The sequence below is a fragment of the Micromonospora sp. NPDC049175 genome, assembly GCF_043197345.1.
Classification (GTDB): domain Bacteria; phylum Actinomycetota; class Actinomycetes; order Mycobacteriales; family Micromonosporaceae; genus Micromonospora.
This window is the reverse complement of record NZ_JBICSY010000002.1, coordinates 812,314-836,000: the sequence shown is the minus strand read 5'-3', so window position 1 is coordinate 836,000 and position 23,687 is coordinate 812,314. Positions and strand designations below refer to the sequence as shown.

20 protein-coding genes are annotated in these 23,687 nt (G+C 72.0%); 7 read left to right on the top strand and 13 right to left on the bottom strand.

All coding sequences use genetic code 11. The features are described from left to right. Positions 1-513: 513 nt before the first annotated feature. The 4 genes from ACGFH8_RS10825 (at position 514) to ACGFH8_RS10810 (ending at position 4,874) form a co-directional block, all read left to right on the top strand. On the top strand, positions 514-1,764 hold the full coding sequence (locus tag ACGFH8_RS10825; protein WP_393365967.1) for a DUF222 domain-containing protein: 1,251 nt from the start codon (positions 514-516) through the stop codon (positions 1,762-1,764). Positions 1,765-2,397: 633 nt separating this feature from the next. Next, a complete protein-coding gene (locus ACGFH8_RS10820; protein ID WP_393367068.1) occupies positions 2,398-2,628 on the top strand; it encodes a carbohydrate kinase family protein in 231 nt (76 codons plus the stop codon). Between the two features lie 107 nt (positions 2,629-2,735). Further along, the gene (locus ACGFH8_RS10815) at positions 2,736-3,617 is read left to right on the top strand and encodes an SMP-30/gluconolactonase/LRE family protein (RefSeq protein ID WP_393365965.1); all 882 of its coding nucleotides are present in this window, start codon (positions 2,736-2,738) and stop codon (positions 3,615-3,617) included. Between the two features lie 153 nt (positions 3,618-3,770). After that, on the top strand, positions 3,771-4,874 hold the full coding sequence (locus ACGFH8_RS10810) for an L-dopachrome tautomerase-related protein (protein ID WP_393365963.1): 1,104 nt from the start codon (positions 3,771-3,773) through the stop codon (positions 4,872-4,874). 19 nt (positions 4,875-4,893) lie between these two features. Here the strand turns inward: ACGFH8_RS10810 and ACGFH8_RS10805 are convergent, their stop codons facing one another. Further along, the gene (locus ACGFH8_RS10805) at positions 4,894-5,649 is read right to left on the bottom strand and encodes a dienelactone hydrolase family protein (protein WP_393365961.1); all 756 of its coding nucleotides are present in this window, start codon (positions 5,647-5,649) and stop codon (positions 4,894-4,896) included. Between the two features lie 145 nt (positions 5,650-5,794). On the opposite strand from ACGFH8_RS10805, the gene ACGFH8_RS10800 reads away from it, so the two are divergent. Further along, entirely contained in the window at positions 5,795-6,757 is a 963-nt protein-coding gene (locus ACGFH8_RS10800) for an SDR family oxidoreductase (protein ID WP_393365959.1), read from the top strand. Positions 6,758-6,780: 23 nt separating this feature from the next. Here the strand turns inward: ACGFH8_RS10800 and ACGFH8_RS10795 are convergent, their stop codons facing one another. The 8 genes from ACGFH8_RS10795 to ACGFH8_RS10760 all read right to left on the bottom strand — a co-directional run bounded on the left by ACGFH8_RS10795 (position 6,781) and on the right by ACGFH8_RS10760 (position 18,523). Next, the gene (locus tag ACGFH8_RS10795) at positions 6,781-8,790 is read right to left on the bottom strand and encodes an FAD-dependent oxidoreductase (RefSeq protein WP_393365957.1); all 2,010 of its coding nucleotides are present in this window, start codon (positions 8,788-8,790) and stop codon (positions 6,781-6,783) included. A gap of 103 nt (positions 8,791-8,893) precedes the next feature. After that, a complete protein-coding gene (locus ACGFH8_RS10790) occupies positions 8,894-9,574 on the bottom strand; it encodes a response regulator (protein ID WP_393365956.1) in 681 nt (226 codons plus the stop codon). Then, on the bottom strand, positions 9,571-12,120 hold the full coding sequence (locus tag ACGFH8_RS10785; RefSeq protein WP_393365954.1) for a DUF4118 domain-containing protein: 2,550 nt from the start codon (positions 12,118-12,120) through the stop codon (positions 9,571-9,573). Before ACGFH8_RS10785 ends, ACGFH8_RS10790 begins: the two co-directional genes overlap by 4 nt. 74 nt (positions 12,121-12,194) lie before the next feature. Further along, positions 12,195-13,076: a potassium-transporting ATPase subunit C gene (locus tag ACGFH8_RS10780; RefSeq protein ID WP_393365952.1), complete on the bottom strand. Its 882-nt coding sequence runs from the start codon at positions 13,074-13,076 to the stop codon at positions 12,195-12,197. Continuing rightward, positions 13,076-15,271 (bottom strand): potassium-transporting ATPase subunit KdpB, encoded by a 2,196-nt coding sequence (gene kdpB / locus ACGFH8_RS10775; RefSeq protein ID WP_393365950.1) that lies wholly within the window; start codon positions 15,269-15,271, stop codon positions 13,076-13,078. Before kdpB ends, ACGFH8_RS10780 begins: the two co-directional genes overlap by 1 nt. 20 nt (positions 15,272-15,291) lie before the next feature. Beyond that, positions 15,292-16,947, bottom strand: a complete 1,656-nt coding sequence (gene kdpA, locus ACGFH8_RS10770; RefSeq protein ID WP_393365948.1) for a potassium-transporting ATPase subunit KdpA — start codon at positions 16,945-16,947, stop codon at positions 15,292-15,294. Next, positions 16,947-17,036 carry a K(+)-transporting ATPase subunit F gene (gene kdpF / locus ACGFH8_RS10765; protein WP_393365946.1) on the bottom strand — a complete coding sequence of 30 codons (90 nt, stop codon included), beginning with the start codon at positions 17,034-17,036 and terminating at the stop codon, positions 16,947-16,949. Before kdpF ends, kdpA begins: the two co-directional genes overlap by 1 nt. Before the next feature lie 446 nt (positions 17,037-17,482). Then, positions 17,483-18,523, bottom strand: a complete 1,041-nt coding sequence (locus ACGFH8_RS10760) for a TRM11 family SAM-dependent methyltransferase (RefSeq protein WP_393365944.1) — start codon at positions 18,521-18,523, stop codon at positions 17,483-17,485. 72 nt (positions 18,524-18,595) lie between these two features. Between ACGFH8_RS10760 and ACGFH8_RS10755 the strand changes: the two genes are divergently transcribed. Continuing rightward, positions 18,596-19,576 (top strand): zf-HC2 domain-containing protein, encoded by a 981-nt coding sequence (locus ACGFH8_RS10755; RefSeq protein ID WP_393365943.1) that lies wholly within the window; start codon positions 18,596-18,598, stop codon positions 19,574-19,576. 46 nt (positions 19,577-19,622) lie between these two features. Here ACGFH8_RS10755 and ACGFH8_RS10750 read toward each other — a convergent pair whose 3' ends face one another. The 4 genes from ACGFH8_RS10750 to ACGFH8_RS10735 form a co-directional block, all read right to left on the bottom strand. After that, on the bottom strand, positions 19,623-20,219 hold the full coding sequence (locus ACGFH8_RS10750) for a CGNR zinc finger domain-containing protein (RefSeq protein WP_393365941.1): 597 nt from the start codon (positions 20,217-20,219) through the stop codon (positions 19,623-19,625). A gap of 46 nt (positions 20,220-20,265) precedes the next feature. Continuing rightward, positions 20,266-21,045 (bottom strand): MBL fold metallo-hydrolase, encoded by a 780-nt coding sequence (locus ACGFH8_RS10745; protein WP_393365939.1) that lies wholly within the window; start codon positions 21,043-21,045, stop codon positions 20,266-20,268. Between the two features lie 316 nt (positions 21,046-21,361). Then, entirely contained in the window at positions 21,362-22,006 is a 645-nt protein-coding gene (locus ACGFH8_RS10740) for a TetR/AcrR family transcriptional regulator (RefSeq protein WP_393365937.1), read from the bottom strand. A 155-nt stretch (positions 22,007-22,161) separates the two neighbouring features. After that, positions 22,162-22,560 (bottom strand): VOC family protein, encoded by a 399-nt coding sequence (locus ACGFH8_RS10735; RefSeq protein WP_393365936.1) that lies wholly within the window; start codon positions 22,558-22,560, stop codon positions 22,162-22,164. A gap of 99 nt (positions 22,561-22,659) precedes the next feature. On the opposite strand from ACGFH8_RS10735, the gene ACGFH8_RS10730 reads away from it, so the two are divergent. Next, on the top strand, positions 22,660-23,637 hold the full coding sequence (locus ACGFH8_RS10730) for a helix-turn-helix transcriptional regulator (protein ID WP_393365934.1): 978 nt from the start codon (positions 22,660-22,662) through the stop codon (positions 23,635-23,637). Positions 23,638-23,687: the final 50 nt, after the last annotated feature.

Here is a 23,687-nt window from a genome sequence, read left to right as displayed (position 1 = left end):
CTCCGGGTGCCGCAGGCCCACGCGGGCCAGCTCCGGGTGCCGCAGGCCCACGCGGGCCAGCTCCGGGTGCCGCAGGCCCACGCGGGCCAGCTCCGGGTGCCGCAGGCCCACGCGGGCCAGCTCCGGTTCCTCGGGGCCGGGCCGGGCCCGGCAGGGCCGGCTTCGGGTTCAGCCAGGACCGGGTTCGGGTTGGTCCGGTTCGACCGACTTGACGGCTGGGGCCGCCGGGCCAGGCGCAATTTGACGCGCCCGGCATACGGGCCACCGCGTCAGGCTCGATTCGCCACGGCCTGGCACGCCGCCGCCCGGCGATTCGACGCGGCCTGACGTGCGGACCGCCGGGCCAGACTCGATCCAACGCAGCCCGATATGCGGACCGCCGGCCCACGTGCGACACCTCGCGGAAGGGCATGCGGGCGGCCGGCCGGAGACCCCGACAGCGCCAGCGGAGCACCGCCGCCCGATCGATCTTGGTCACTGAAAAATGTCGTACACATGTTCTAGTGTTTGGTCATGGTCGAGGAGTTGGCGCAGGCAGACGACGCGGTCGCCGCCTGCGTCGACGACGCCGCCTGGGCACTCGCCGAGGATGAGCTGGTCGCCGCCCTCGACGCCGCGCACCGCCTGGAGCAGCGGCTCGCCGCGGTCACGCTCGCCCTGGTCCGCGAGATCGACGGTCGGGGCACCGCCCGCGCGCAGGGCGCCTCCAGCACAGCGGTCTGGCTGCGTGAGCGACTCCGCCTCACCGTCCCGGCCGCCCGCCGGCTCGTCGACCTCGCCGCCGCCCTGGACACCGGCAACCCCGGAGTACGCGCCGCCCTGGCCAACGGGGACATCACCGTCGACCAGGCCCGGGTCATCGCCGACACCGTCGCCACCGCGCACACGACCGCCGGCGCGCAGGCAGCCGACAAGGCCGTCGGCGTGCTCACCGACTGGGCCAGCCAGTTCGACCCCACCCTCCTGCGCAAACTCGGCACCCGCATCCTCGACCACGTCGCCCCCGACATCGCCGACGCCGCCGCCCACGCCGCCCTGGAAGCCGAAGCCCGCCGAGCCAGCCGCGACCGCCACCTCACCCTCTCCACGCTGAGCGACGGCCGCCTGCGACTCACCGGCGTCCTCGACAGCGAAACCGCCGGCCTGCTCCGCGCCGCCATCGACCCGCTGACCGCACCCAACGGCCCCGACGACCCACGCACCCCCGGGCAGCGCCGCCACGACGCCCTCGCCGACCTCTGCCGACTCACCCTGCGCACCACCGACCTACCCGAACACGGCGGCGACCCCGCACAAATCGTCGTCACCACCAGCTTCGACGCACTCGCCCGCCAGCTCGACGCAGGCACCCTGGACACCGGCTTCCACCTCACCGCGGAAACGGTGCGCCGACTCGCCTGCGACGCCACGATCCTCCCGGCCGTCCTCAACAGCACCGGCCAACCCCTCGACGTCGGCCGGCAACGCCGCCTCATCACCGGCCCCCTGCGCCGCGCCCTCGTCCTACGCGACCGCGGCTGCGCTTTCCCCGGCTGCGACCGCCCACCACGCTGGTGCGACGCCCACCACATCCACCACTGGGCCGACGGCGGCACCACCAACCTGGCCAACGCCGTCCTGCTCTGCGGCCACCACCACCGACACCTCCATCACAACGACTGGACAGTGCGGTTGGCAGGCGACGGCCACCCCGAATTCATCCCACCCGCCTGGCTCGACCCCAACCAGATCCCCCGCCGCAACCACTACCACCACCGAACGTGAGCACAGCCAACCGCAGCCACATCCGCGCACCCCGAGGCCAGATCCGCCGGCATCAGAGGCCAGATCCGCCCAGCTACCCGGCGGACAGACACGACCCGAAGCCACGAACACCGGCCCACTCCCACGCGACCCGGCCCCGTCGCGCCCTCCTGGGGCACGGTCCGCTCGTCTGTGACCAGGTCCCGCGCCCTCCCGGGGCCAGGCCCGCTCCTCCTCGGACCAGGTCCCGTCGCGCCCTCCTGCGGCACGGCCCGCTCCTCCACGACCAGGCCCGTCGCCGCCCTCCTACGGCACGGCCAGCCCTCCGCCATCAGGCCCGTCGCGCCCTCCTGCGGCACGGCCCGCTCCTCCGCCATCAGGCCCGTCGCGCCCCCCTGCGGCACGGCCAGCGCTCCGCCATCAGGCCCGTCGCGCCCTCCTGCGGCACGGCCGCCCCTCCGCCATCAGGCCCGTCGCGCCCCCCTGCGGCACGGCCGCCCCTCCGCCATCAGGCCCGTCGCGCCCTCCTGCGGCACGGCCAGCCGCCCGTCGCGCCCTCCTGCGGCACGGCCAGCCCTCCGCCATCAGGCCTGGCCCGCCCCATTGTGGCCAGGCCAGGCCCGCTCCCCACCGTGACCAGGCTCAGCCGGCTCGATCCACCGTCCAGCCCGGACGGTTCCGGTGGTGGACACCGTCGGCGCGGGTGACGCGTTCGTGGCCGGACTGCTCTCCGGTTGGCTCGACGGCGTCGACGCGCCGACCCGGCTGGACCGGGCGGTCACCACCGGAGCGTTCGTGGTGGCGACCCGGGGTGACTGGGAGGGCCTGCCCGACCGCGCCGAGCTGACGCTGCTCGACCACGGGCCGGGCGGTACGGTCCGCTGACCGGTACGGCGGCCGGCGCGGACCCGCGACGCGGACGCCGGCCCGACCGCCCCGCGCAACCGGCGCGGCCCGGCCACCGCCGACCGGAGATCGTTTGGAGGAGCACCATGGAGCTGACCGAACCGACCGTCTGGAGCGCCGACCGGCTGGAGCTGGGCGAAGGCCTGCGTTGGGTCGACGACCGACTGGTCCTCGTCGACCTGCTGGCCGGACGGCTGCTGGAGACCGACGGCGACGCCCCCGCCCCGCTGCGGGAGGTGCGCCACCTCGACGTTCCGCTCGGCGCGGTCGCCCCGGTGGCCGACCGACCCGGCGACTGGCTCGCCGCCGCCGGCACCGGCGTCACGGTGCTGCCCGCCGGCGGCGACCCCCGACCGGTCGCCGACCTGGTCGCGGACGCACCCGAACCGACCCGCATGAACGACGCGGTCGCCGACCCGCACGGCCGCTTCTGGGCCGGCAGCATGACGTACGCGATGGTGCCCGGCGGAGGCACGCTGTTCCGGCTGACCCCGGGTGCGGCACCGGTGGCCGCGGTGACCGGGCTGACAATTCCGAACGGGCCCGCGTTCGACGCCACCGGCACCACCATGTACCTGGCCGACACGCCGCGCGGCGAGATCGACAGGTTCACCGTCGACCCGGACACCGGTGACCTGCGCGGGCGGGAGCCGTTCCTGCGGCTCTCCCCCGACGACGGGGGCCCGGACGGCATGACCGTCGACGCGGCGGGCCACCTCTGGGTCGCGTGCTGGGGCGGCTCGGCGGTCCGCCGCTACCGGCCCGACGGGATGCTGGACCGGGAGATCCGGCTGCCGGCGAAGCAGCCCGCCGGCATCTGCCTGGGCGGCCCCGACCTGCGCCGACTCTTCATCGGGACCGCCCGGGTCGGGCTGAGCACCGCGGGTCCGCAGGACGGCGCGCTGCTCGCGGTGGACGTCGAAGTTCCCGGCCTGCCCGCCGCGTACGCCGCCGCACCGGTGAGCTGACGCAGGCATAGAGGTCCCCGGCCTGCCCGCCGCGTACGCCGCCGCACCGGTGAGCTGACGCAGGCATATCGGACGCCAGGGCGGGAACAACCGCACCGGAGCGGGCAACCCGACGGCAGGAGGCGAGACGGTGGGCATCGTGAGGTGGGCGTCATGAACGGGCCGGTGGGCGACGAGCCGGTTGGCGAGCTGGAGTTGGTGCACACCTTCACCGGACCGATGCCGACCGGGGTGAGCGTCTCGCACCGAGGCCGGATCTTCGTCAACTTCCCGAAGTGGGGGGACGAGGTGCCGGCCACAGTCGTGGAGCTGCGCGACGGCCGGGAGGTGCCCTACCCCGACCAGGCGTGGAACGACCCGTCGGGCGACGACGACGCGGGCGCGTTCGTGTCGGTGCAGAGCATCGTCGTGGACCCGGCCGACCGACTCTGGGTGCTGGACACCGGCAGCCCGATGTTCCAGCCCACGAAGCCGGGCGGCCCGAAGCTGGTCCGCATCGACCTGGACACCGACACGGTCGCCCAGGTGATCACCTTCCCGGCGGACGTGGCGCTGCCGACGACGTACCTCAACGACGTCCGCTTCGACCTGCGGCGCGGCGAGGCGGGGGTCGCCTACATCACCGACTCGGCGGACTCCGGGCCGAACGGCATCATCGTCGTCGACCTGGCCAGTGGCGCCTCCTGGCGGCGGTTGCACGACCACCCGTCCACGAAGGCGGAGCCGTTGACGTCGTTCCGGCCGGTGGTCGAGGGCCGGCCGTTCCTCGAACGGCCGGCCGACGGGCCGCCGAAGCCGGTGAGCATGGGCTCCGACGGCATCGCCATCTCGGCCGACGGCAGCCGGCTCTACTACTGCCCGCTGGCGTCGCGTCGGCTGCACAGCGTGTCCACCGAGGCGCTTGCCGACCCGGGCGTCACCCAGGAGGCGGTCGCCGCGACAGTCGTCGACGAGGGGGACCGGGGCAGCGCCTCGGACGGGTTGGAGAGCGACGACGCGGGGCGGCTCTACCTCACCGCGTACGAGCACAACGCGGTGCTGCGCCGGCTACCGGACGGCGAGTACGAGACGCTGGTCCACGACCCGCGGCTGCTCTGGCCGGACACCATGTCGGTGGCCACCGACGGGCACCTCTACGTCACCGCCAACCAGCTACACCGGCAGGCGCAGTACCAGCGGGGCAAGGACCTGCGGCGCAAGCCGTACGCGCTGTTCCGCACCCGCATCGACGCCGGCCCGGTGCTGCTGCGCCGCTGACCGGGCCGTGCGCCGATGGTCAGCTCGTCGGCAGGGTGCGGTCGAGGAGGTCGAACAGGGCGGTCCAGTGACGCTCGGTGGCCTGCTCGTCGTACGCCGGGGTGTCGGCCATGGTGTAGCCGTGATGCGCGCCCGCGTACACCTCGGAGCGGTAGCGCACGCCGGCCGCCTCGAGCGCCTTCTCCAGCGTGGCGATCTGCTCGGGCGTCATCGACCGGTCGGCGTCGGCGTGCCCGAAGTACACCTCGCCGGTGATCGAGCCGACGCCCAGGTGCGGGCTGTCCGGCGCGTCGGTGACGATCCGCCCGCCGTGGAAGCTCGCCACAGCGGCGATGCGGTCCGGGTGCGCCTCGATGGCCCGCAGCGCGTTCGTGCCACCCATGCAGTAACCGGTGATCGCGACCGGCCCCGGCCGCACGTCGTCGCGGGCGGCCAGGAAGTCGAGGTACGCGGTGGTGTCCCGGTCGAACAGCTCCGGGGTCAACGCGTTGACCAGCGGCATGATCTGCTCGAAGAGCGCGGCGCGCTGGTCGGCCTCGGCGAGGCGGGACAGGTCGAAGAGCGGCGCCCGGCCGGCCCGGTAGAAGAGGTGGGGCGTCAGCACCAGGTAGCCCCGGGCGGCGATCCGTTCCGCCATCTCGACCAGGCGGGGGCGCGGCCCGAAGGCGTCCATGAAGAGCAGCACCGCCGGGAACGGGCCCTCGCCGTCCGGTCGGGTCAGACTCGCGTCCGCGCTCCCGTCGCCGGTCGGGATGTCCACAGTCGTCGTCTCCACCGCGCCTCCTCGTCCGAAAGTCCTTGATCGTCAAGAACGCTACTCGCCGGGCAGTCGGCCCGGTCCGGCAGCCGGGGACCGTCGATCCCTGGATAGGCCGACCCTGGGTGGTGGCCGGCGAACGACCCAGGCTTGTCCTCGACCGATGAGGGACATGACCGACCTGGGAGATGGTGTGCTCGACCTGACAGTTCCGGACCTGACTGGAAAACTCGCCGTCGTCAGCGGCGGCAGCGACGGCCTGGGCCTCGGCCTGGCCACGCGGCTGGCGCGCGCCGGGGCCGAGGTGGTGCTACCGGTCCGCAACCCGGCCAAGGGCGCCGCCGCGCTGGACGCCGTTCGGGCCGCCGCGCCGGACGCCGTCGTCTCGACCCGGAAGCTGGACCTCGCCTCGCTCGACTCCGTGGCGGCGCTGGCCGACACGCTGCTCGGCGAGGGGCGAGCGATCCACCTGATGATCAACAACGCGGGGGTGATGACGCCGCCGACCCGGCACGCCACCGCCGAGGGCTTCGAGCTGCAGTTCGGCACCAACCACCTCGGGCACTTCGCGCTGACCGGGCGGCTGCTGCCGCTGCTGCGGGCCGGCCACGCCCGGGTCACCACCATGTCGAGCAGCGCCGCCCGTTCCGGCCGGTTCGACTGGGACGACCTGCAGAGCAACCAGCGGTACGCGGCGATCCGCGCGTACAACGCCTCCAAGCTGGCCACCCTGCACTTCGGGTTGGAACTCGACCGACGCAGTCGGGCCGGTGGCTGGGGCATCGTCAGCAACGTCGCCCATCCGGGCACGACGATGACGAACCTGTACGCGTCCGGTCCCAACCTGGGCCGCAGCCGGCCCTCGCTCCACCACTCGATCATGAGCCGGCTGGCCCGCTGGGGCGTTCTGGTGCACTCGGTGGACGCCGGGCTGCTCCCCGCCCTCTACGCCGCCACCAGTCCGCAGGCGCGGGGCGGACGGTTCTACGGCCCGGACGGGCTGGGACAGTTCACCGGCAAACCGACCGAGCTGGCCGTCTACCGCTCGGCGCGCGACACGGAGGACGCGGCACGGCTGTGGGCCGTCTCCGAGCGGCTGGTGGGTGTCGAGTTCCCCGGCAACTGACCGGGGTACGCGTCCGCGGCCGGTCAGGCACGGACGAAGCGCACCGCGTCGGCGACCACGTGGCCGTCGGTGTCCTCGGTACGGATCAGTACGCTCCCGCCACTGCCCGCCGTGAACGAGTAGGTCCCCAACGGCACCCACTGGCCGCCGGCCTGCCGCTGGTCCACCGTGCGGGTGACGAGCCCGCCGGAGTGTTCGATGTCGACGGGCACGTTCGTGGCACGGTTCGGGTTGGCGGTCCAGCGCATCTGCACCGTCCAGGACCCGGCGGCGGGCAGCGTCGGGCGGAACCGCAGCCGGTTGACGCCCTTCGCGGTGTTGCCGTCGTGCTCGTAGTCCGGGCCGTAGAAGCCGCCGACGCTCGTGCTGCGCAGCCACGTCCCGGCCCGGGTGATCCCGCTGGCCGCCGCGTTGTCCAGGATCACCTCGTCGGTCGAGCCCCACTCCAGGACCGCGCCGTCCTGCCGCAACCGGGCCTGGAGGGTGGGCACGGGCACCTCCTGCACGGCGAGGTTCCCGGCGAGGGCCAGCGTCGCGGCGGTGGCCGCCGCCTGCCCGAGGATCATGAACACCGGTTCCATCCGGATCGAGCCGTACGCGATGTGGCTCGCCGAGAGGCAGACCGGCACCAGCAGGTTGGCGCACTGCGCCCGGTGCGGCACGATCGCCCGGTAGCTCACCGGGTAGGGGGCCGGCACCCCGATCTGCACGTCCCCCTCGTTGCGCACCCGCCCGTCGACCACCACCCGTTGACAGTTGTGCGAGTCCATCGTGTAACTGGCCAACCCCACCGAGTCGGCGGCCCGTACCCGGCCCCGGCAGTCGGCCTCGGTCATCACGTACGCGGAGATCATCCGGCGGGCCTCGCGGATGTAGAGCAGCGGCGGCCAGCCACCGGTGCCGGTGAACTCGTCGATCGGCAGCCCCCACCTGGCGGTCGAGTCGCGGACCGACGCCGGCAGCCGGGGATCGTTGGCCAGGAACCACATCAGCCCCTGCTGGTAGGTGCGGTGCTCGGCGATGATGCTCTCCCGCGCGGCCCAGCTCGCCGTCGGGTACGCGTAGTTGAAGCCGATGTTGTCGGTCGACACGGCCCCGTTGTTGTTGGAGTCGGTCTTGCCGCCGCCGATCGATCCGGTGGTGAAGTACGGCCCGGCGTAACCGGCCTGGATGTGGCGCAGCAGCAGCTCGTACCGGATCGGGTCGTAGCCGGACGGCTTGCCGAACGGGATCCGGTTGGCCGCCTGGGTCAGGCACATCCGGAAGCAGTACGCCTGGATCCGGTCGTCAGCGCTGCCGCGCGGGGCGAGTGGCGTGGCGGAGATGCCCGGCAACAGGCCGCTGGCGGGCGAGCCGGCCGTCACGTACGGGTCGACCGGGTAGACGAACTGGTGGGTGTTGCCGGACTGCACCCCGTTTATCGTCTCGCCGTAGGTGTCGTTGGACTCCCGCCCGACGGTGAACCCCACCCCGGCCGTGGCCAGCAGGTCACCCTCGTAGGTGGCGTCGACGAACATCCCGCCCCGGTAGATCGCGCCGTCCTCGGTCCGCAGCTCGGTGATCCGGTCGCCGCTGCGACCGACGCCGGCGAGCCGGGCGTTGGTGATCACCGGCACGCCCGCCTCGGCCAGCAGGTCGGCGAAGACGGCGACGGCGACGTGCGGTTCGAAGGTCATCCGCAGCGGCGACGTCGAGGTGAGGGTTCCGCCGTGGTACTTCACGTACACCCGGCGGTAGAACTCGGCGGCGAGCCCGCCGATGGACGCCTGGACGCCGGTGTCGGTGGCGCCCAGCCCGGCGGTGCTCAGGCCGCCGACGTGGCCGGTGGGCTCCACCACCACGGCGCTGCGACCGAGCCGGCGCATGGTGATCGCGGCGGCCAGCCCGCCGGAGGTGGCGCCGTAGACGACCAGGTCGGCGGTGGTGACGGCGGCGCGGGCGGGTCCGGCGCGAAACGGGTCGGTGAGACCGGCCAGGACGAGGCCGGCGCCGCCGGCGGTCAGCAGCCGACGACGGGACAGGGGCAGGGACACGGCGGGCTCCCGAGGGGTAACCGGTGGAGGGGACGGTTACAGAAGCACGCCGCTGCCGCTGCAGACCGAAATTCTTCAATGTCTGCAAGCTGGTGTCAACGGTTCAGGGGCGGTAGCGGTAGCCCATGCCCGGCTCGGTGACGAGGTGCCGGGGGCGGGCCGGGTCGTCCTCCAGCTTGCGCCGCAGCTGGGCCAGGTACTGCCGTAGGTAGTTGGTCTCGTTCAGGTATTCCGGCCCCCACACGTCCTGGAGGAGCTGACGTTGGCTGACCAGCTTGCCGGGGTGGCGCAGCAGCTTCTCCAGCACGCTCCACTGGATGGGGGTCAGCTTGACCTCGGAGCCGTCGTCGTGCCGTACGCGGTGGTCGGCCAGGTCGACGGTGTGCTGGCCGATCCGCAGCGCCGGCACCGCCTCGCTGGGGCCGCCGAGGCGGCGGGTGACGGCGCGGATGCGGGCCAGCAGCTCCTCCACCCCGAACGGTTTGGTGACGTAGTCGTCCGCGCCGGCGTCGAGGGCGGCGACCTTGTCCGCACTGCCGGCCCGACCGGAGAGCACGATGATCGGCACGCTTGTCCAGCCGCGCAGGCCGCGGATCACCTCCACCCCGTCGATGTCGGGCAGGCCGAGATCCAGCACCACCAGGTCGGGCGGGTGGCTGGCGGCGGCCTTCAACGCGGCGGCCCCGGTGTCGGCGACGTCCACGTCGTAGCGGCGGGCGCGCAGGTTGATCCGCAGGGCGCGCAGGATCTGCGGTTCGTCGTCGACGACCAGGATGCGCGTCATTCCTGCGACCCCTCCGAGCTGGTGGGCGCGGCGGGTAGCCGCAGCACCATGGTGAGCCCACCGCCGGGGGTGGTCTCCGGGGTGATGCTGCCACCCATCGCCTCGGCCAACCCCCGGGACAGGGCGAGCCCGAGGCCGACGCCTGTCTGGTTGTCCCGGTCACCGAGGCGTTGGAACGGCAGGAAGACGTGCTCCCACTGGTCCTCGGGGATGCCCGGCCCCCGGTCGATCACCCGCAGCTCGACCTGGCCGGCGTGCGCGCTCGCGGTGATGGTGGGCGGCTGGCCGGGCGGGCTGTAGCGCAGCGCGTTGGCGACGATGTTGACCAGCACCCGTTCCAGCAGGCCGGGGTCGGCGGTGGCGGCCGGCAGGTCGGCCGGGATGTCCGTGCCGACGGTCGCGGCCGCCGGGCCCAGTTCGTCCAACGCCAGGGGTACGGCGTCCTCCAGGCCGATCGCGGTGGCCGTGATGCCGAGGACGCCGGCCTGGAGTCGGCTCATGTCCAGCAGGTTGCCGACCAGCCGGGCGAGCCGGTCCAGCGACTCCTCGGCGGTCTCCAGCAACTCCTCCCGGTCGGACTCGTCGAACTCGATGTCGTGGCTGCGCAGGCTTGTCACCGCCGCCTTCGCCGACGCCAGCGGCGTACGCAGGTCGTGGCTGACCGCGGCGAGCAGCGCGGTGCGCATCCGGTCCGCGGCGGCCAGCGGCCGGGCGGTGGCGGCCTCCTCGGCGAGCCGTTCCTGGCGCAGCGCGACGGCGGCCTGGGCGGCGAACGCCTCCACGATGCGCCGGTCGGCGGCCTCCAGCCGTCGGCCGCTGAGCACGACGGTGATCCGCTCGTCGACGGGTACCGCCGTCTCGCCGCCGTCGGGCGTGCAGGCCGGCTGCTCGCCGACGCTCGCCACGACGCACCAGGCGTGCTCCTCGCGGGCCCGCTCCGGGCGACCGCTGGCCTCCTCGGCCAGCTCCAGCACGCTCACCGCGCGCAGCCCGAAGGTCTCCCGGAGCTGGTCCAGCAGGGCCGGCAGGGGGCGTTCGCCGCGCAGCACGCCACCGGCGACGGCGGCGAGGGTCTGCGCGTCGGCGGCGGCCCGCGCGGCCTCCCGAGTGCGCCGGGCGGCCACGTCCACGATCCAGCTCACCGCCAGCGCCACGCCGACGAAGACGGCGAGCGCGAGCAGGTTGTCCGCCTCGGCGATGGTGAGCGTCCGGTACGGCGGGGTGAAGAACCAGTTGAGCAGCAGCGACCCGCCGAGCGCGGCGACCAGGGCGGGCCACACCCCGCCGACGAGCGCGACCCCGACGACCCCGGCGAGGAACAGCAGGATGTCGTTGGTGAGCGTCAGGTCGGGCAGCGCCTTGAGCAGCACTGTGAGCAGCGGCATGCCCAGCGCGGACAGGCCGAAGCCGAGCAGTCGGCGACGCCGGGACAACGCCGCCGGCACGGCTGCCGCCCGACGACCCTTACCGGCCTGCCGGTGGGTGACCAGGTGCACGTCGATCGAGCCGGAGAGCGCGGTGGTGGTGACCCCGACGCCCCGGGCGAAGATCTGCGCGAGGCGACCCCGCCGGCTGGCGCCGAGCACCAACTGGGTGGCGTTCACGCCCTGGGCGAAGTCCAGCAGCGCGGCCGGCACGTCGGTGCCGAGCACCTGGTGGTACGTGCCGCCCAGGCTCTCCACGAGGACTCGTTGGCGGGCCAGTTGGGCCGGGTCCGCGCCGGCCAGGCCGTCGCTGCGGGCCACGTGCACGGCGAGCAGGTCGGCGCCCTTGCTGCGGGCCGCGACCCGGGCGGCCCGACGGATCAGCGTCTCGCCCTCCGGGCCACCGGTCAGCGCCACCACGACCCGTTCCCGGGCCTCCCAGGTGGCGGCGATGCCCTGCTGGCTGCGGTAGCGGTCGAGCTGCTCGTCGACCTTGTCGGCAAGCCAGAGCAGCGCCAGTTCGCGCAGCGCGGTGAGGTTGCCGACCCGGAAGTAGTTGCCCAGCGCGGCGTCGATCTTGTCGGGTCGGTAGATGTTGCCGTGCGCCATCCGCCGCCGCAGCGCCTCCGGGGTCATGTCGACGAGCTCGACCTGCTCGGCGGCGCGGACGATCTCGTCCGGCACGGTCTCCCGCTGGGTGGTGCCGGTGATCTGGGCGACGACGTCGTTCACCGACTCCAGGTGCTGCACGTTGACCGTGGACAGCACGTCGATCCCCGCGTCGAGCAGCTCCTGGACGTCCTGCCAGCGCTTGTCGTGCCGGGAACCTGGCACGTTCGTGTGCGCCAACTCGTCGATGATCGCGATCTCGGGCCGACGGGCCAGCACCGCGTCCAGGTCCATCTCGGTGAACTCGGCGCCCCGGTAGTCCATCGTGCGTCGGGGCACCTGTTCCAGGTCGCCGAGCATCGCGGCCGTCTGCTGGCGGCCGTGGGTCTCCACGAAGCCGATCACCACGTCGGTGCCGCGCGCGGCCCGCCGCTGGGCCTCCTCCAACATGGCGTACGTCTTGCCGACGCCGGGGGCGGCCCCGAGATAGATGCGCAGTTCTCCGCGTGGCACGGGACCCATCCTCCCTGGTCAGATCGGCGGGCGGGGCCGCGCCCGGTCGGCACGGCCCCGCCCGCGGTGTGTGCTCAGCGCGCGGCGAACCGCTTGTCGAGGGCGAGGTTGAGCTCCAGCACGTTGACGCCGGGCTCACCCATGAACCCGAGCCCCCGCCCGCCGGTGTGCTCCTCGACCAGCTCGCGGACCGCCGCCGGGTCCGCGCCGCGCTCGCGCGCGACCCGGTTCACCTGCAACTCGGCGTACGCCGGGCTGATCTGCGGGTCGAGGCCGCTGGCGCTGGCGGTGACCGCGTCGGCGGGCACCGCCGGGTCGGCGGGCGCGTCGCCACGGATCGGGGTGACCACCCCACCGAGGGCCACGTAGTCCTCGCCGGGCTGGGCCGGCTCCACGGCGACCCCCTGGTATGAGGTGACGAACGGCGTGGCCGGGGCGGCCTGGTTGACGCTCACCACCCGGGTGACCCGGCCGGTCAGACCGTCGGCGCGGAAGACCGCCAGCACGGCGCCCACCCCGTCGTCGGTGCAGTACGGGCGTCGGCCGTCGACGCCGTTCAGCTCGCCGACAGCCTTGCTGCGCCCGCAGACCTGAGTCAGCAGGCTCTCGCTGGACTCCTCCGGGTCGGTGGCGATGGTGTCGACGACGCTCTCCGGGCCCAGGTTGCTGGCCGACGTGGACGTCGGGTCGTAGCCGTCGCCGGCCGCCGAGGGGCGGGACTGGAAGTAGCGGACGACGGGGTTGCCGTCCGCGTCGGTGAAGGACTGGCCGATCAGCGCGCTGCCGACGGTGTTCCCGCCCGCGGTGATCAGCGAGCCGTCGGCCCTGTGGTGGAGGCCGGGTAGCTGACCGAGCGCGACCAGCGCCAGCGGGTAGACCAGGCCGAGCAGCACGGTGAAGACGAGCACGGCGCGCAGCGCGGCGAGGTGTTGGGCGATCCAGGTGGGTAGACGCATCACGAAATCCCCGGGATGAACTGGATGAGCAGGTCGATGAGCTTGATCCCGATGAACGGCACGATGATGCCGCCCAGTCCGTAGACCAGCAGGTTGCGGCCGAGCAGCTTCGACGCGGCGGCCGGCCGGTACCGCACGCCCCGCAGGGCGAGCGGGATCAGCGCGATGATCACCAGGGCGTTGAAGATGACGGCGGACAGGATCGCCGACTCCGGGCTGGACAGCCGCATGATGTTCAGCGCGTCCAGGCTCGGGTAGAGGCCGGCGAACATGGCCGGGATGATCGCGAAGTACTTCGCGATGTCGTTGGCGATGCTGAACGTGGTCAGCGCGCCCCGGGTGATCAGCAACTGCTTGCCGATCTCCACGATCTCGATCAGTTTGGTCGGGTCGGAGTCGAGGTCGACCATGTTGCCGGCCTCCTTGGCGGCCGACGTACCGGTGTTCATGGCCACCCCGACGTCGGCCTGGGCGAGGGCCGGCGCGTCGTTGGTGCCGTCGCCTGTCATCGCGACCAGCCGACCCCCCTCCTGCTCCCGCCTGATCAGCGCGAGCTTGTCCTCAGGCGTCGCCTCGGCCAGGAAGTCGTCCACCCCGGCCTCGTCGGCGATCGCCTTCGCGGTGCGCGGGTTGTCGCCGGTGATCATCACGGTCCGGATGCCCATCCGGCGCATCTCGTCGAACCGCTCCCGCATGCCGGACTTGACCACGTCCTTGAGGTGGATGACGCCCAGGGCACGGGCGGGTTCACCGTCGACGTGCTCGGCGACCACGAGCGGGGTGCCGCCGGTGCCGCTTATCGCGTCCACGATCTCGCCGACCTGCTCGGTCGGGTGGCCGCCGTTCTCCCGTACCCACGTCATCACCGCGGCGGCGGCGCCCTTGCGGACCCGGCGGGCCGCGCCCACCGCGCCGCCGTCCACGCTGCCGTCCGGGGTCAGGTCGACGCCGCTCATCCGGGTCTGCGCGGTGAACGGTACGAACGTGGCGTGCGGCATCACGCCGGGCTCCCGCTCGCGTAGCCCGAACTCGTTCTTCGCCAGGACCACCACCGAGCGCCCCTCCGGGGTCTCGTCGGCCAGGCTGGACAGTTGCGCGGCGTCGGCCAGACGGGCGGGGTCGACCCCCTCGACCGGGACGAACTCGGCAGCCTGCCGGTTGCCCAGCGTGATGGTGCCCGTCTTGTCGAGCAGCAGGGTGTTGACGTCGCCGGCCGCCTCGACGGCCCGACCGCTCATGGCCAGGACGTTGCGCTGCACCAGCCGGTCCATGCCGGCGATGCCGATGGCGGAGAGCAGCGCGCCGATGGTGGTGGGGATCAGGCAGACCAGCAGCGAGATCAGCACCACCCCGGTGACGCCGGAGCTGGTGATCGCGCCGCTGTCCGGTGCGGCCGCCTGGTAGGCCTTGGAGAAGATGGCAAGCGGTTGGAGCGTGACCACGGCCAGCAGGAAGATGACGGTGAGCGCGGCGAGCAGGATGTTCAGCGCGATCTCGTTCGGCGTCTTCTGCCGGTTGGCGCCCTCGACCAGGGCGATCATCCGGTCGATGAAGCTCTCGCCGGGCTTCTGGGTGATCTTCACGATGATCCGGTCGGAGAGCACCTTCGTGCCACCGGTGACCGCGCTGCGGTCGCCGCCGGACTCCCGGATGACCGGGGCCGACTCGCCGGTGATCGCCGACTCGTCGACGCTGGCGATGCCCTCGACGATGTCGCCGTCGCCCGGGATGATGCCGCCCGCCTCGACGAGCACGACGTCGCCCTGGCGCAGCTCCGGCGCGGGCACCGCCTCGTCGCGGTAGGTGTTGGCCCGCGCGCCCGGCTTCCAGTCGACCAGCCGGGTGGCGATGGTGTCCTTCTTCGCCTGGCGCAGCGTCGCGGCCTGGGCCTTGCCCCGGCCCTCGGCGACCGCCTCGGCCAGGTTGGCGAAGACCACCGTCAGCCAGAGCCAGACGGTGATGGCCCAGGCGAACACCGACGGGTCGAGCACCGCCAGGACCGTGGTGAAGGCCGCGCCGACCTCGACGATCAGCATCACCGGGTTGCGCCACAGCGTGCTGGGGTTGAGTTTGCGTACCGCGTCCGGCAGGGACCTGATGAGCTGCTGGGGGTCGAGCAGTCCCCCGCCGATCCGGTTGCCCTGGGTGGCGGGTGTGCCGGGGAGTTGCTCTGTGGGGGCGGACGTGACGGACATGTCCTCGTTCCTCATGATGGTCAGAGCCCCTCTGCCAGCGGGCCGAGCGCGAGCGCGGGCAGGAAGGTCAGCGCGACGAGGACCACCGTGACGCCGACGACCATGCCGATGAACAGCGGTCGGTGGGTCGGCAGGGTGCCCTCGGACGCGGGGGTGGGTGCCTGGCGGGCCAGCGAGCCGGCCAACGCGAGCACGAAGATGAGCGGCAGGAACCGGCCCAGCAGCATGCACAACCCGAGCGCGGTGTCCCACCAGGTGGTGTTGACCGTGATGCCGCCGAAGGCCGAGCCGTTGTTGTTGCTGGCGGAGGTGAACGCGTACAGCACCTCGGAGAGGCCGTGCGGGCCGACGTTGAGCGCCGTGGAGTTGTTGCCGGTGGCGAACGCCGCGGCCGTGCCGACGAGCACCAGGACCGGCGTGATCAGGAAGTAGAGCGAGGCGAACTTGATCTCGCGTGACCCGATCTTCTTGCCCAGGTACTCGGGGGTGCGACCGACCATCAGGCCGGCCACGAAGACCGTGATCACCGCGAGGATGAGCAGGCCGTAGAGACCCGAACCGGTGCCACCCGGCGCGACCTCGCCGAGCATCATGTTGACCATCGTCATCATGCCGCCGAGCGAGGTGAACGAGTCGTGGAACGAGTTCACCGCACCGGTCGAGGTGAGCGTGGTGGCGGCGGCGAAGGTGGCCGAGTTCGACACGTCGAACCGCACCTCCTTGCCCTCCATCGCCGCGCCGACCGCCTGCGGCACCGTGCCGTGGCCGGCCAACTCGAAGATGTTGGTGATGGCGACGCTCGCGAACGCGAGGATGCCCATCACCGCGGCGATGGCGTAGCCCTGCCGGTTCTGCCCGACCATCCGGCCGAAGACCCGGGGAAGACTGAACGGAATTAGGAAGATCAGGAAGATCTCCAGCCAGTTCGTCCAGGTGGTGGGGTTCTCGAACGGGTGCGCGCTGTTGACGTTGTAGAAGCCGCCACCGTTGGTGCCCAGCTCCTTGATCACTTCCTGGCTGGCGACCGGACCACCGGTGATGGTCTGGGTGCCGCCGGTCAGTGTGCTCACGTCGGTGCCACCGGAAAGGTTCTGCACCACGCCGCCGATCATCAGCGCGATGGCGCCGAGCACGGCGATCGGCAGCAGGATCCGCAGCACGATCCGGGTCAGGTCGACCCAGAAGTTGCCGAGCTGCCCGGTCCGGCTCCGGGCGAAGCCGCGTACCAGGGCCACCGCCACCGCGATGCCGACCGCCGCCGAGACGAAGTTCTGCACGGCCAGGCCGGCCATCTGCACCAGGTGGCCCATCGTCGACTCACCCGAGTACGACTGCCAGTTGGTGTTCGTCACGAACGAGACGGCGGTGTTCCACGCGCCGTGCGGCACCACCGGGTCGAAGCCCAACGACAGCCACAGGTGGTTCTGCACCCGCTGGAAGAGGTACAGGAACAGGATCGAGACCGCGGAGAACGCCAGCACGCTGCGGGCGTACACGCCCCAGGTCTGCTCGGCGGCCGGGTTGACCCCGACCAGCCGGAAGACTCCCCGCTCGACCCGGGACTGCTTCGTGCCGGCGACCGCCCGGAACATGTAGTCGCCGAACGGCTTGTAGACGGCGACGAGGGCCGCCACCAGCGTCACGATGAAGATGACGCCCGCTGTTGTCATGGTCATCAGAAGCGCTCCGGAAACAGCAGGGCGAACACCAGGAACGCGCCCAGGCCGATCGCGAGCACCAGACCGACGGCGTTTACCGCGTTCACAGCTTCTCCACCGCCCGGACCACAAGGGCGAGCACTGCGAACAGCACCACCGTCAGGACCACGAACACCACGTCAGACACGCTGACTCCTCAGCCGGAAAGGTTCGTCGCGACCGCCTTCCGGTCGCGCCGGGCAATCAAAGCCCCACCACCCGCCGGACGGCAGGGGTCATAACGCGACCATGACGGGGCCGAACCTTTTCTTGACGTGGTTTTCACACCCGCCCACTGAACAGGTGAAATGCGGCACAGACTCTCGCTGGGTCCGCGAGGTCAAGGCCGGCTGCCCGCCCTTTGCTCTGCACCCGCGGAGGCGACAGACACGGTCCGTAGCTGGCGCCTCCGCGGGTGCAGAGCAAAGGACATACGAGAGAGACCATGCGCGACCCGGATGGGTGGCGCGTGGCGCGGGCGGTGGGCCTGGCTCAGGCCGGGCGGTGGGCCGGGTCAGGCCGGGCGGCGGGCCACCAGCACGTCGCGCATGATCGACTGGTCGACCCGGTGCCGCAGCGCGCGGTAGGGCTCCTCGTCGACCACGGTCAGGCCGGCGTCGGCCAACGCCGCCGCCGCGTCCTCGCGGCTGGCGACGTGGGTGTTCCACGAGATACCGAGTGCACCGCCGGGGCGCAGCAGCCGCGCCCAGACCGGCGCGGCGTCCGCGAGCAACGCCAGCGGGTCGCGAGTCAGGCCCTTGTCGGCGGTACGACTGCCGTGCTGCACGCCGTACGGCGCGTCGGCGACGACCAGGTCGACGGTCTCCGGGCGGAAGAACTCCGCCGAGCGGGCCGTGTCGGCGTTGACCACATCCAGCAGTTGGGTCTGGCCGGACTTGTGCTCCTCACGGGTCGGCGCCAACTCGATCCGCACCCGCCGGCCGACCACCTTGCGTTCGCGCCGCACCGGCCCCGACTCCAGCACCCGGTGCTTGACCCGCTTCTGCTTCAGCCAGGTGGTGATGAACGCCCGGTACGCCTCGACGTCCTTCTGGTCGCGCTCGATGCCGGCGGCGTCGAACCCGTACATCAGGGCCTGGTTGAGGGTCGTACCCCGGCCGCAGAGCGGGTCGAGCACCCGGAACCGCCGACTGGTCAGCTCGCCGGCCCAGTCCGAGGCGAGCAGCGTGACGTTGAGCAGCAGCTTGGTGAACTGCTCGTTGGTCTTGCCCGGGTACTTCTGGATGGTGAGCAGGTCGTCGTCGTAGCGGTCCAGTCGGCTCCACTCGATCGGCCGCAGCAGCTCACCGACGATCTCGAACAGCGCGTACCCGGCGGAGAGATTGCCCAGGACGGCCAGGTCCCGCTCGGTCAGCCCGTCCCCGGTGAAGGTGACGTAGGACGCCCCTCCGACGACCTCGGTGTCCAGCTCGCCGATCTGGCCGTCGAGCGCCGAGCGGCCGAAGATCTCCAGCTCGGCCCGGGTCAGGTCGACGGCGGAGCGGGCGTACACCCGGTTGGTGGCGGGCAGGATCAGCAGGCCGTAGCGCGTCATGATCCGGCGAGTATTCCACAACCCGACCGGGTCGCCGGGAACCGGAGCGGCTCTCGGAGCGACTACCGGTACATGGGGTGTGAGCAGTGGCGGGAGGTCCTGTCCGCGCAGCTGGACGGGGAGGAGACCGCCGCCGAGCTGGCGGCGGTGCAGGGACACCTCGACGGGTGTGCCGAGTGCCGGGCCTGGTTCACGGCGGCGGCGGCGGTGACACGTCGGGTTCGTACCCGATTGGTGGCTGATGTGCCCGACCGGACCGCGGCGATCCTGGCCGCCGTCGCGGCGGAACCGGCCCGTCGGCCGTGGTGGCGGCGCGCTGGTTCGGTCGCGCGCGGCGGGTCGGTCGCCGGGCTGCGCGCGGCGCTCGGGCGCGCTGGGTCGGTCGCCGGGCTGCGCGCGGCGCTCGGGCGCGCTGGGTCAGTCGCCGGGCTACGCGCGGCGTTCGGGCGCGGCACGCTGGTCGCCGGGCTCCGCGCGGCGCTCGGGCTGCTCGGCGCGGTGCAACTGGTGCTCGGCCTGGCCCAGGTGGGCCGGGGCGCGACCGCCGATCACCTGCACCCGTCCGGCCAGCACCTGTGGCACGAGTCGGCCGCGTGGAACGTGGCGGTGGGTGCCGGCTTCCTCTTCGTGGCGGTCCGCCGTAGCCCTCCGGCCGGGCTGCTGCCGATGCTCAGCGCGTTCGTCGGCACGTTGCTGCTGCTCTCGGTAAACGACCTGGCCACCGGATCGGTGGGCGGGGAGCGGCTGGTCAGTCACGGGTTCCTGGTGGTCGGCTACCTGATCACCGTGCTGCTGTCCCGGCCCGGCCTGCGCCCCGGTGGACCTTCGCCGCAGCGGCAGCCAGCGCCGTCACGCTGGCGGTTCGGCACCGACGAGGTGGACCGGCCGCTGCGGGTGGTCCGCACCGAGTCGTACCCGGCGCAGGCCGCCGACCGATTCGCGGCTCCGGCGGCGCGAGCTGATCATGCCGCCGCGGCGGCGCGTGCCGACCTCCCGGCCGCGGCGGCGCGTGCCGACCGCGGTGGGCGGGCCGGCGGACGCCGCGCCGCCTGATCGCCGGCGGCGTCGACTGGCGCGTCGCCAGCCCGGCGCGAGCAGGTCAGTCCGCCTGCCGCAGGCGTGCGCGGTGGGCGCGCAGGTTGCTCGGGTACCCGCAGACGCGGACGGAGTGCCAGACGCCGCTGTTGTTCCGGGACCTGTCGTAGAACGCCACCTGGCAGCGCGGATTGCGGCAGGTCTTGATCCGACGCACGGTGTCGGCGAGTTGCGCCTCGAACAGCGTCGCGAGCACGAGCGAGATCAGCAGCTCCGCCCCGACCCCGGCGGGGTCGAGCTGGACGGACCCGTTCCGGTCGAGTCGCAGCGTGGCACCGGCGGAACGCAGCCCGGTCGGGGGCGGATCCTCGGCGGCGGGCTGTCCCGCTTCCGCTGCAACGTGGACCCGGGAGTGGATCTCGTCCCGCAGGTCGTCGCGAAAGATCCGTAGCGCCCGGAGTCCCGCCGCGTCGAGGGCGACGTCGGGCGCCGGCCGCCCGGTGGCCGCCGACCACCGGGCGGCGGCAGCGTGCGCCCACGCCGTGGCGCTGGGCAACTCGTCGAGGAGATCCGGCTGCCGTGGCGCCCCGGCCGAGATCGTGTTGAGCAGATCCTGGACCAGCCCGAGGCCGCCGGGAGCCTGGTCCAGGTCGTATCTCACGGTGGCGGGCCACGGCGTGGGGTGCGGTGCCGAGGGCATGATCAGATCACTTACCGATCAGGCCGAGCGCCCCGTACCACGCCGGTCCCGGGTTGACCCAGTCCGGGTAGAGGCTCGTCAGTTCGTCGAAGAACTCTCGGGCTATCGACTTCTCGGCCAACAGCCGCTCCACGTTGAGCAGGTACTGCCGGGTCTCGTCGATGCTTGCAGGATCGTCGGGCCGGTCCCGGTTCTTGTGGCCGGCGACGACCGCACGGGGTGCGAGCGCCTCGACGCGATCGAGAGCTTTCAGCCATTCCCGTAGGCCGCCATCGACGGTCTCCAGGAGGTACTGGTGGACGCCGTTGTAGACGACGTCACCGGCCACCACGAGACCGATCGACGGCACATGCAGAACTGTGGTCTGGTCGGTGTCGGTGTGCCCGGTCTCGACCGGCTGGACGAGATTGCCCTCCAGCAGGAACCCCTCGGCCGGCACTGGCACGGCGACGACAGGCGTTTCCGGGATCAGGCCGGGGAAGACCTTGTCGAACAACTCGCTCCGCCCGACGGTGGCCTGCTGGTGCATGACCTCGATGGTCCCGGGTGTGGCGTAGCTGACGGCGTCGGGGAAGCGCTTGAGCAGCTCACCGGTGCCGAACCAGTGGTCGCCGTGACCGTGGGTGGCGTAGATGTGGGTCAGCCGCCTGCCCGACTGTGCGATCCAGTCGCCCACCTTCGCGATCTGCTCGTGGGTGAACGGCGGGTCCACCAGGAGCGCCTCCTCGGCTCCGAAGATCAAGGTGGACGAGATCGGGTTCCAGTGGATCCGCGACCCGTCCGGCATGCGCTGGTCCCCCGCCCGTACCGGGCCGTCCAAGACGAGAACCTCATAAGATAGGGCAGACGTGGTCATAAGTCCTCCTCGGCGTAGGGGTCGCGGCACCTCCCGACCACTGAAATAACCGTAACGCCGATACCTATTGCATGACCGCTGTTCTCCCGTGCTCCGCGTCACCCACAAGCCGGATACGCGGTCCCGGGTTCCCCCGTCTCGTGGGGCTGACATCGGCGGTCATGGGCTGCGAAGAGCACTGACAGCTGCCGGTGGAGCCGGCGTCGCGGCGGCGCGACCATCCCACCCCGGAGCGGGATCGGGCAGCTCAAGCGGGCGGCGCTGGCCGGGTCGGGGCGGCGATGGCCTGCGGGATGACCTGTTCGACGATTGTCAGCAGGGTGGTGGCGAGCAGCAGGTGCACCTGGGCACGTGTCAACGCGCCGCGCTGGAGCCACTCCCGGGCGGTCGACGTGGCCAGCCCGCCGTACGCGCGGACCATGGCACGCAACTCCTCCCGGTGCTCGGCCTCGCCGGCCAGGCCGACGGCGACGAGCATGCGGTCCGCGGCGACCTCCTCGGCTTCGGCGAGCACCCGTTCCACGTCCGCGTCGCCGCCCATCCCCCGGGCGGTGACGGCGGCCAGCCAGGAGGTGCTGTGCCGGGACACCACGTCGAGGAACCAGGAGACGCTGGCGTCGACCCGGGTGCGCAGGTCGCCCTTGGGCAACCGTTCGAGGGCGACCTCCGGGATTGTCACCATGACCCGGACGACCTCCAGGTACAGGTCCTTCTTCGCACCGAAGTAGTGGTTGACCAGACCGCGAGCGACACCCGCCTCGCGGGCGACGTCGGTGGTCGACACGTCCGCGTACGGGCGCTCGCCGAACAGCCGGACCGCGCAGGCCAGGATCTGGCCGCGCCGGGCGTCCGGCTCCAGCCGGCGGCGGCGCGGAGCCGTCTCGACACTCATCTGCCCGACCCTAGCGGCAGCCGCCCCCCTCACCTTGATCAAGCGATGAGAAGTAGGTAAAGGGCAGCCGCGAGTCCTACTTTTCATCACTTGATCAAGAGGTGCCGCAGGTTGGACATCTCGCTGGTTGCTGAGCCATGGCTGCGTCAACCTGGTCAGCGGCCGAACTTCGCGATCGCGTCGGGGGTCACCGGGGTGAAGAAGTTGACCAGGTTGCCGTCGGGGTCACGGAAGAGCAGGGCTCGGTTACCCCAGGGCATGGTCATGGGCTCGTTCACGAAGTCCTCCACCACGAGTTGCAGCTTCTCGTAGAGCGCGTCCACGTCTGCCACGAGGAACTCGATGATCACGGTGTGGTTGTCGGCCGGGCGGGCCGACCCTGGCGCGAACAGCGGGACGGTGCGGGTACTGCCGATCGCCAGCGTGCCGTGGGCGGTACGCAACTCGGCGAAGTCCTCGTTGCCCCAGGCCGCCTGCACGCCCGTGATCTTCTCGTAGAAGCCGACCAGGCGGTTGATGTCGCCGGTGATGATGCGGATCGATACGAAATCCATGTCTTCTCCCTGCTCAGTGCGGTTGGTGCCGGTCTGTCGTCAGCACGCTAACCCGAATACTGGACAGATCTGGTCCAGTATTCGAGGTAGGTTCAGACCGTGGCACGGCCGACAGCCCAGGTGCTCGCACTGCTGGGGCTCCTACAGTCCGGCGGCGTCCGGACGATGGCCGAGCTTGCCGAGCGCCTCGGTGTCGAACCGCGCACGGTGCGGCGCTACGTGAGTCACCTGGTCGACCTCGACGTGCCGGTGGAGTCGGTGCGCGGTCGCTACGGCGGGTATCGGCTCGCCGCCGGCTATCGCCTGCCGCCGCTGATGTTCAGCGACGACGAAGCCGTGGCCGTCCTCCTCGGCCTGGTTGCCGGCCGCCGTGCCGGACTGGCGACCGCTACCGGTACGGCGGGCGAGACCGCCGCCGCGAAAATCCGGCGCGTCCTGCCGTCGCGGATCGCGGACCGGCTGGACGCCGTACTCCAGTCCCTCGCCTTCACCACCGAACCCGGCGACTTACCTGCGCCGCGGACGGACGTACTGCTCACGGTCGCCGAGGCGGTCCGCCAGCACCGGCCGATCTCACTCCAGTGCACCTCGCGCAACGGCAGGCGTAGCGTCCGCACGCTGCATCCGTTCGGGCTGGTCAACCACACGGGCCGGTGGTATGTCACCGGAGTCGATCCGGATATCGGTGCGGATCGGACCCTCCGGCTCGACCGCATCGCGGACGCGAGAACGCTGCCCGGCTCGTTCGAGCCGCCCGCCGGGAACGATCCCGCGGGGCAGCTCCTCGCCTCCATGGCACAGGCGCCGTACCAGCATGCGGTGTCGCTGCGGATACAAGGAACACGTGAGCAGATCCGCAGGCGGCTACCGGCCAGCATCGCCGAGGTGCGAGAGGGTGCGGACGAAGGCTGGCAGGACGTGGAGATCCGGGCGGAGAGTCTCGACTGGTTACCCGGTGTGCTCGCCACACTCGACCTGCCGTTCGTCATCGAACGCCCCGACGAACTCCGCGACCGTGTCGTCGCACTCGCCGAGCGGTTGGCGGCCTCCGGACGACGTGAGTCGACCCGCGGCTAGTCGCCCGTGGCACTGGCGGGCTGCGGACATCTGCCCTTCGCGGACGACCC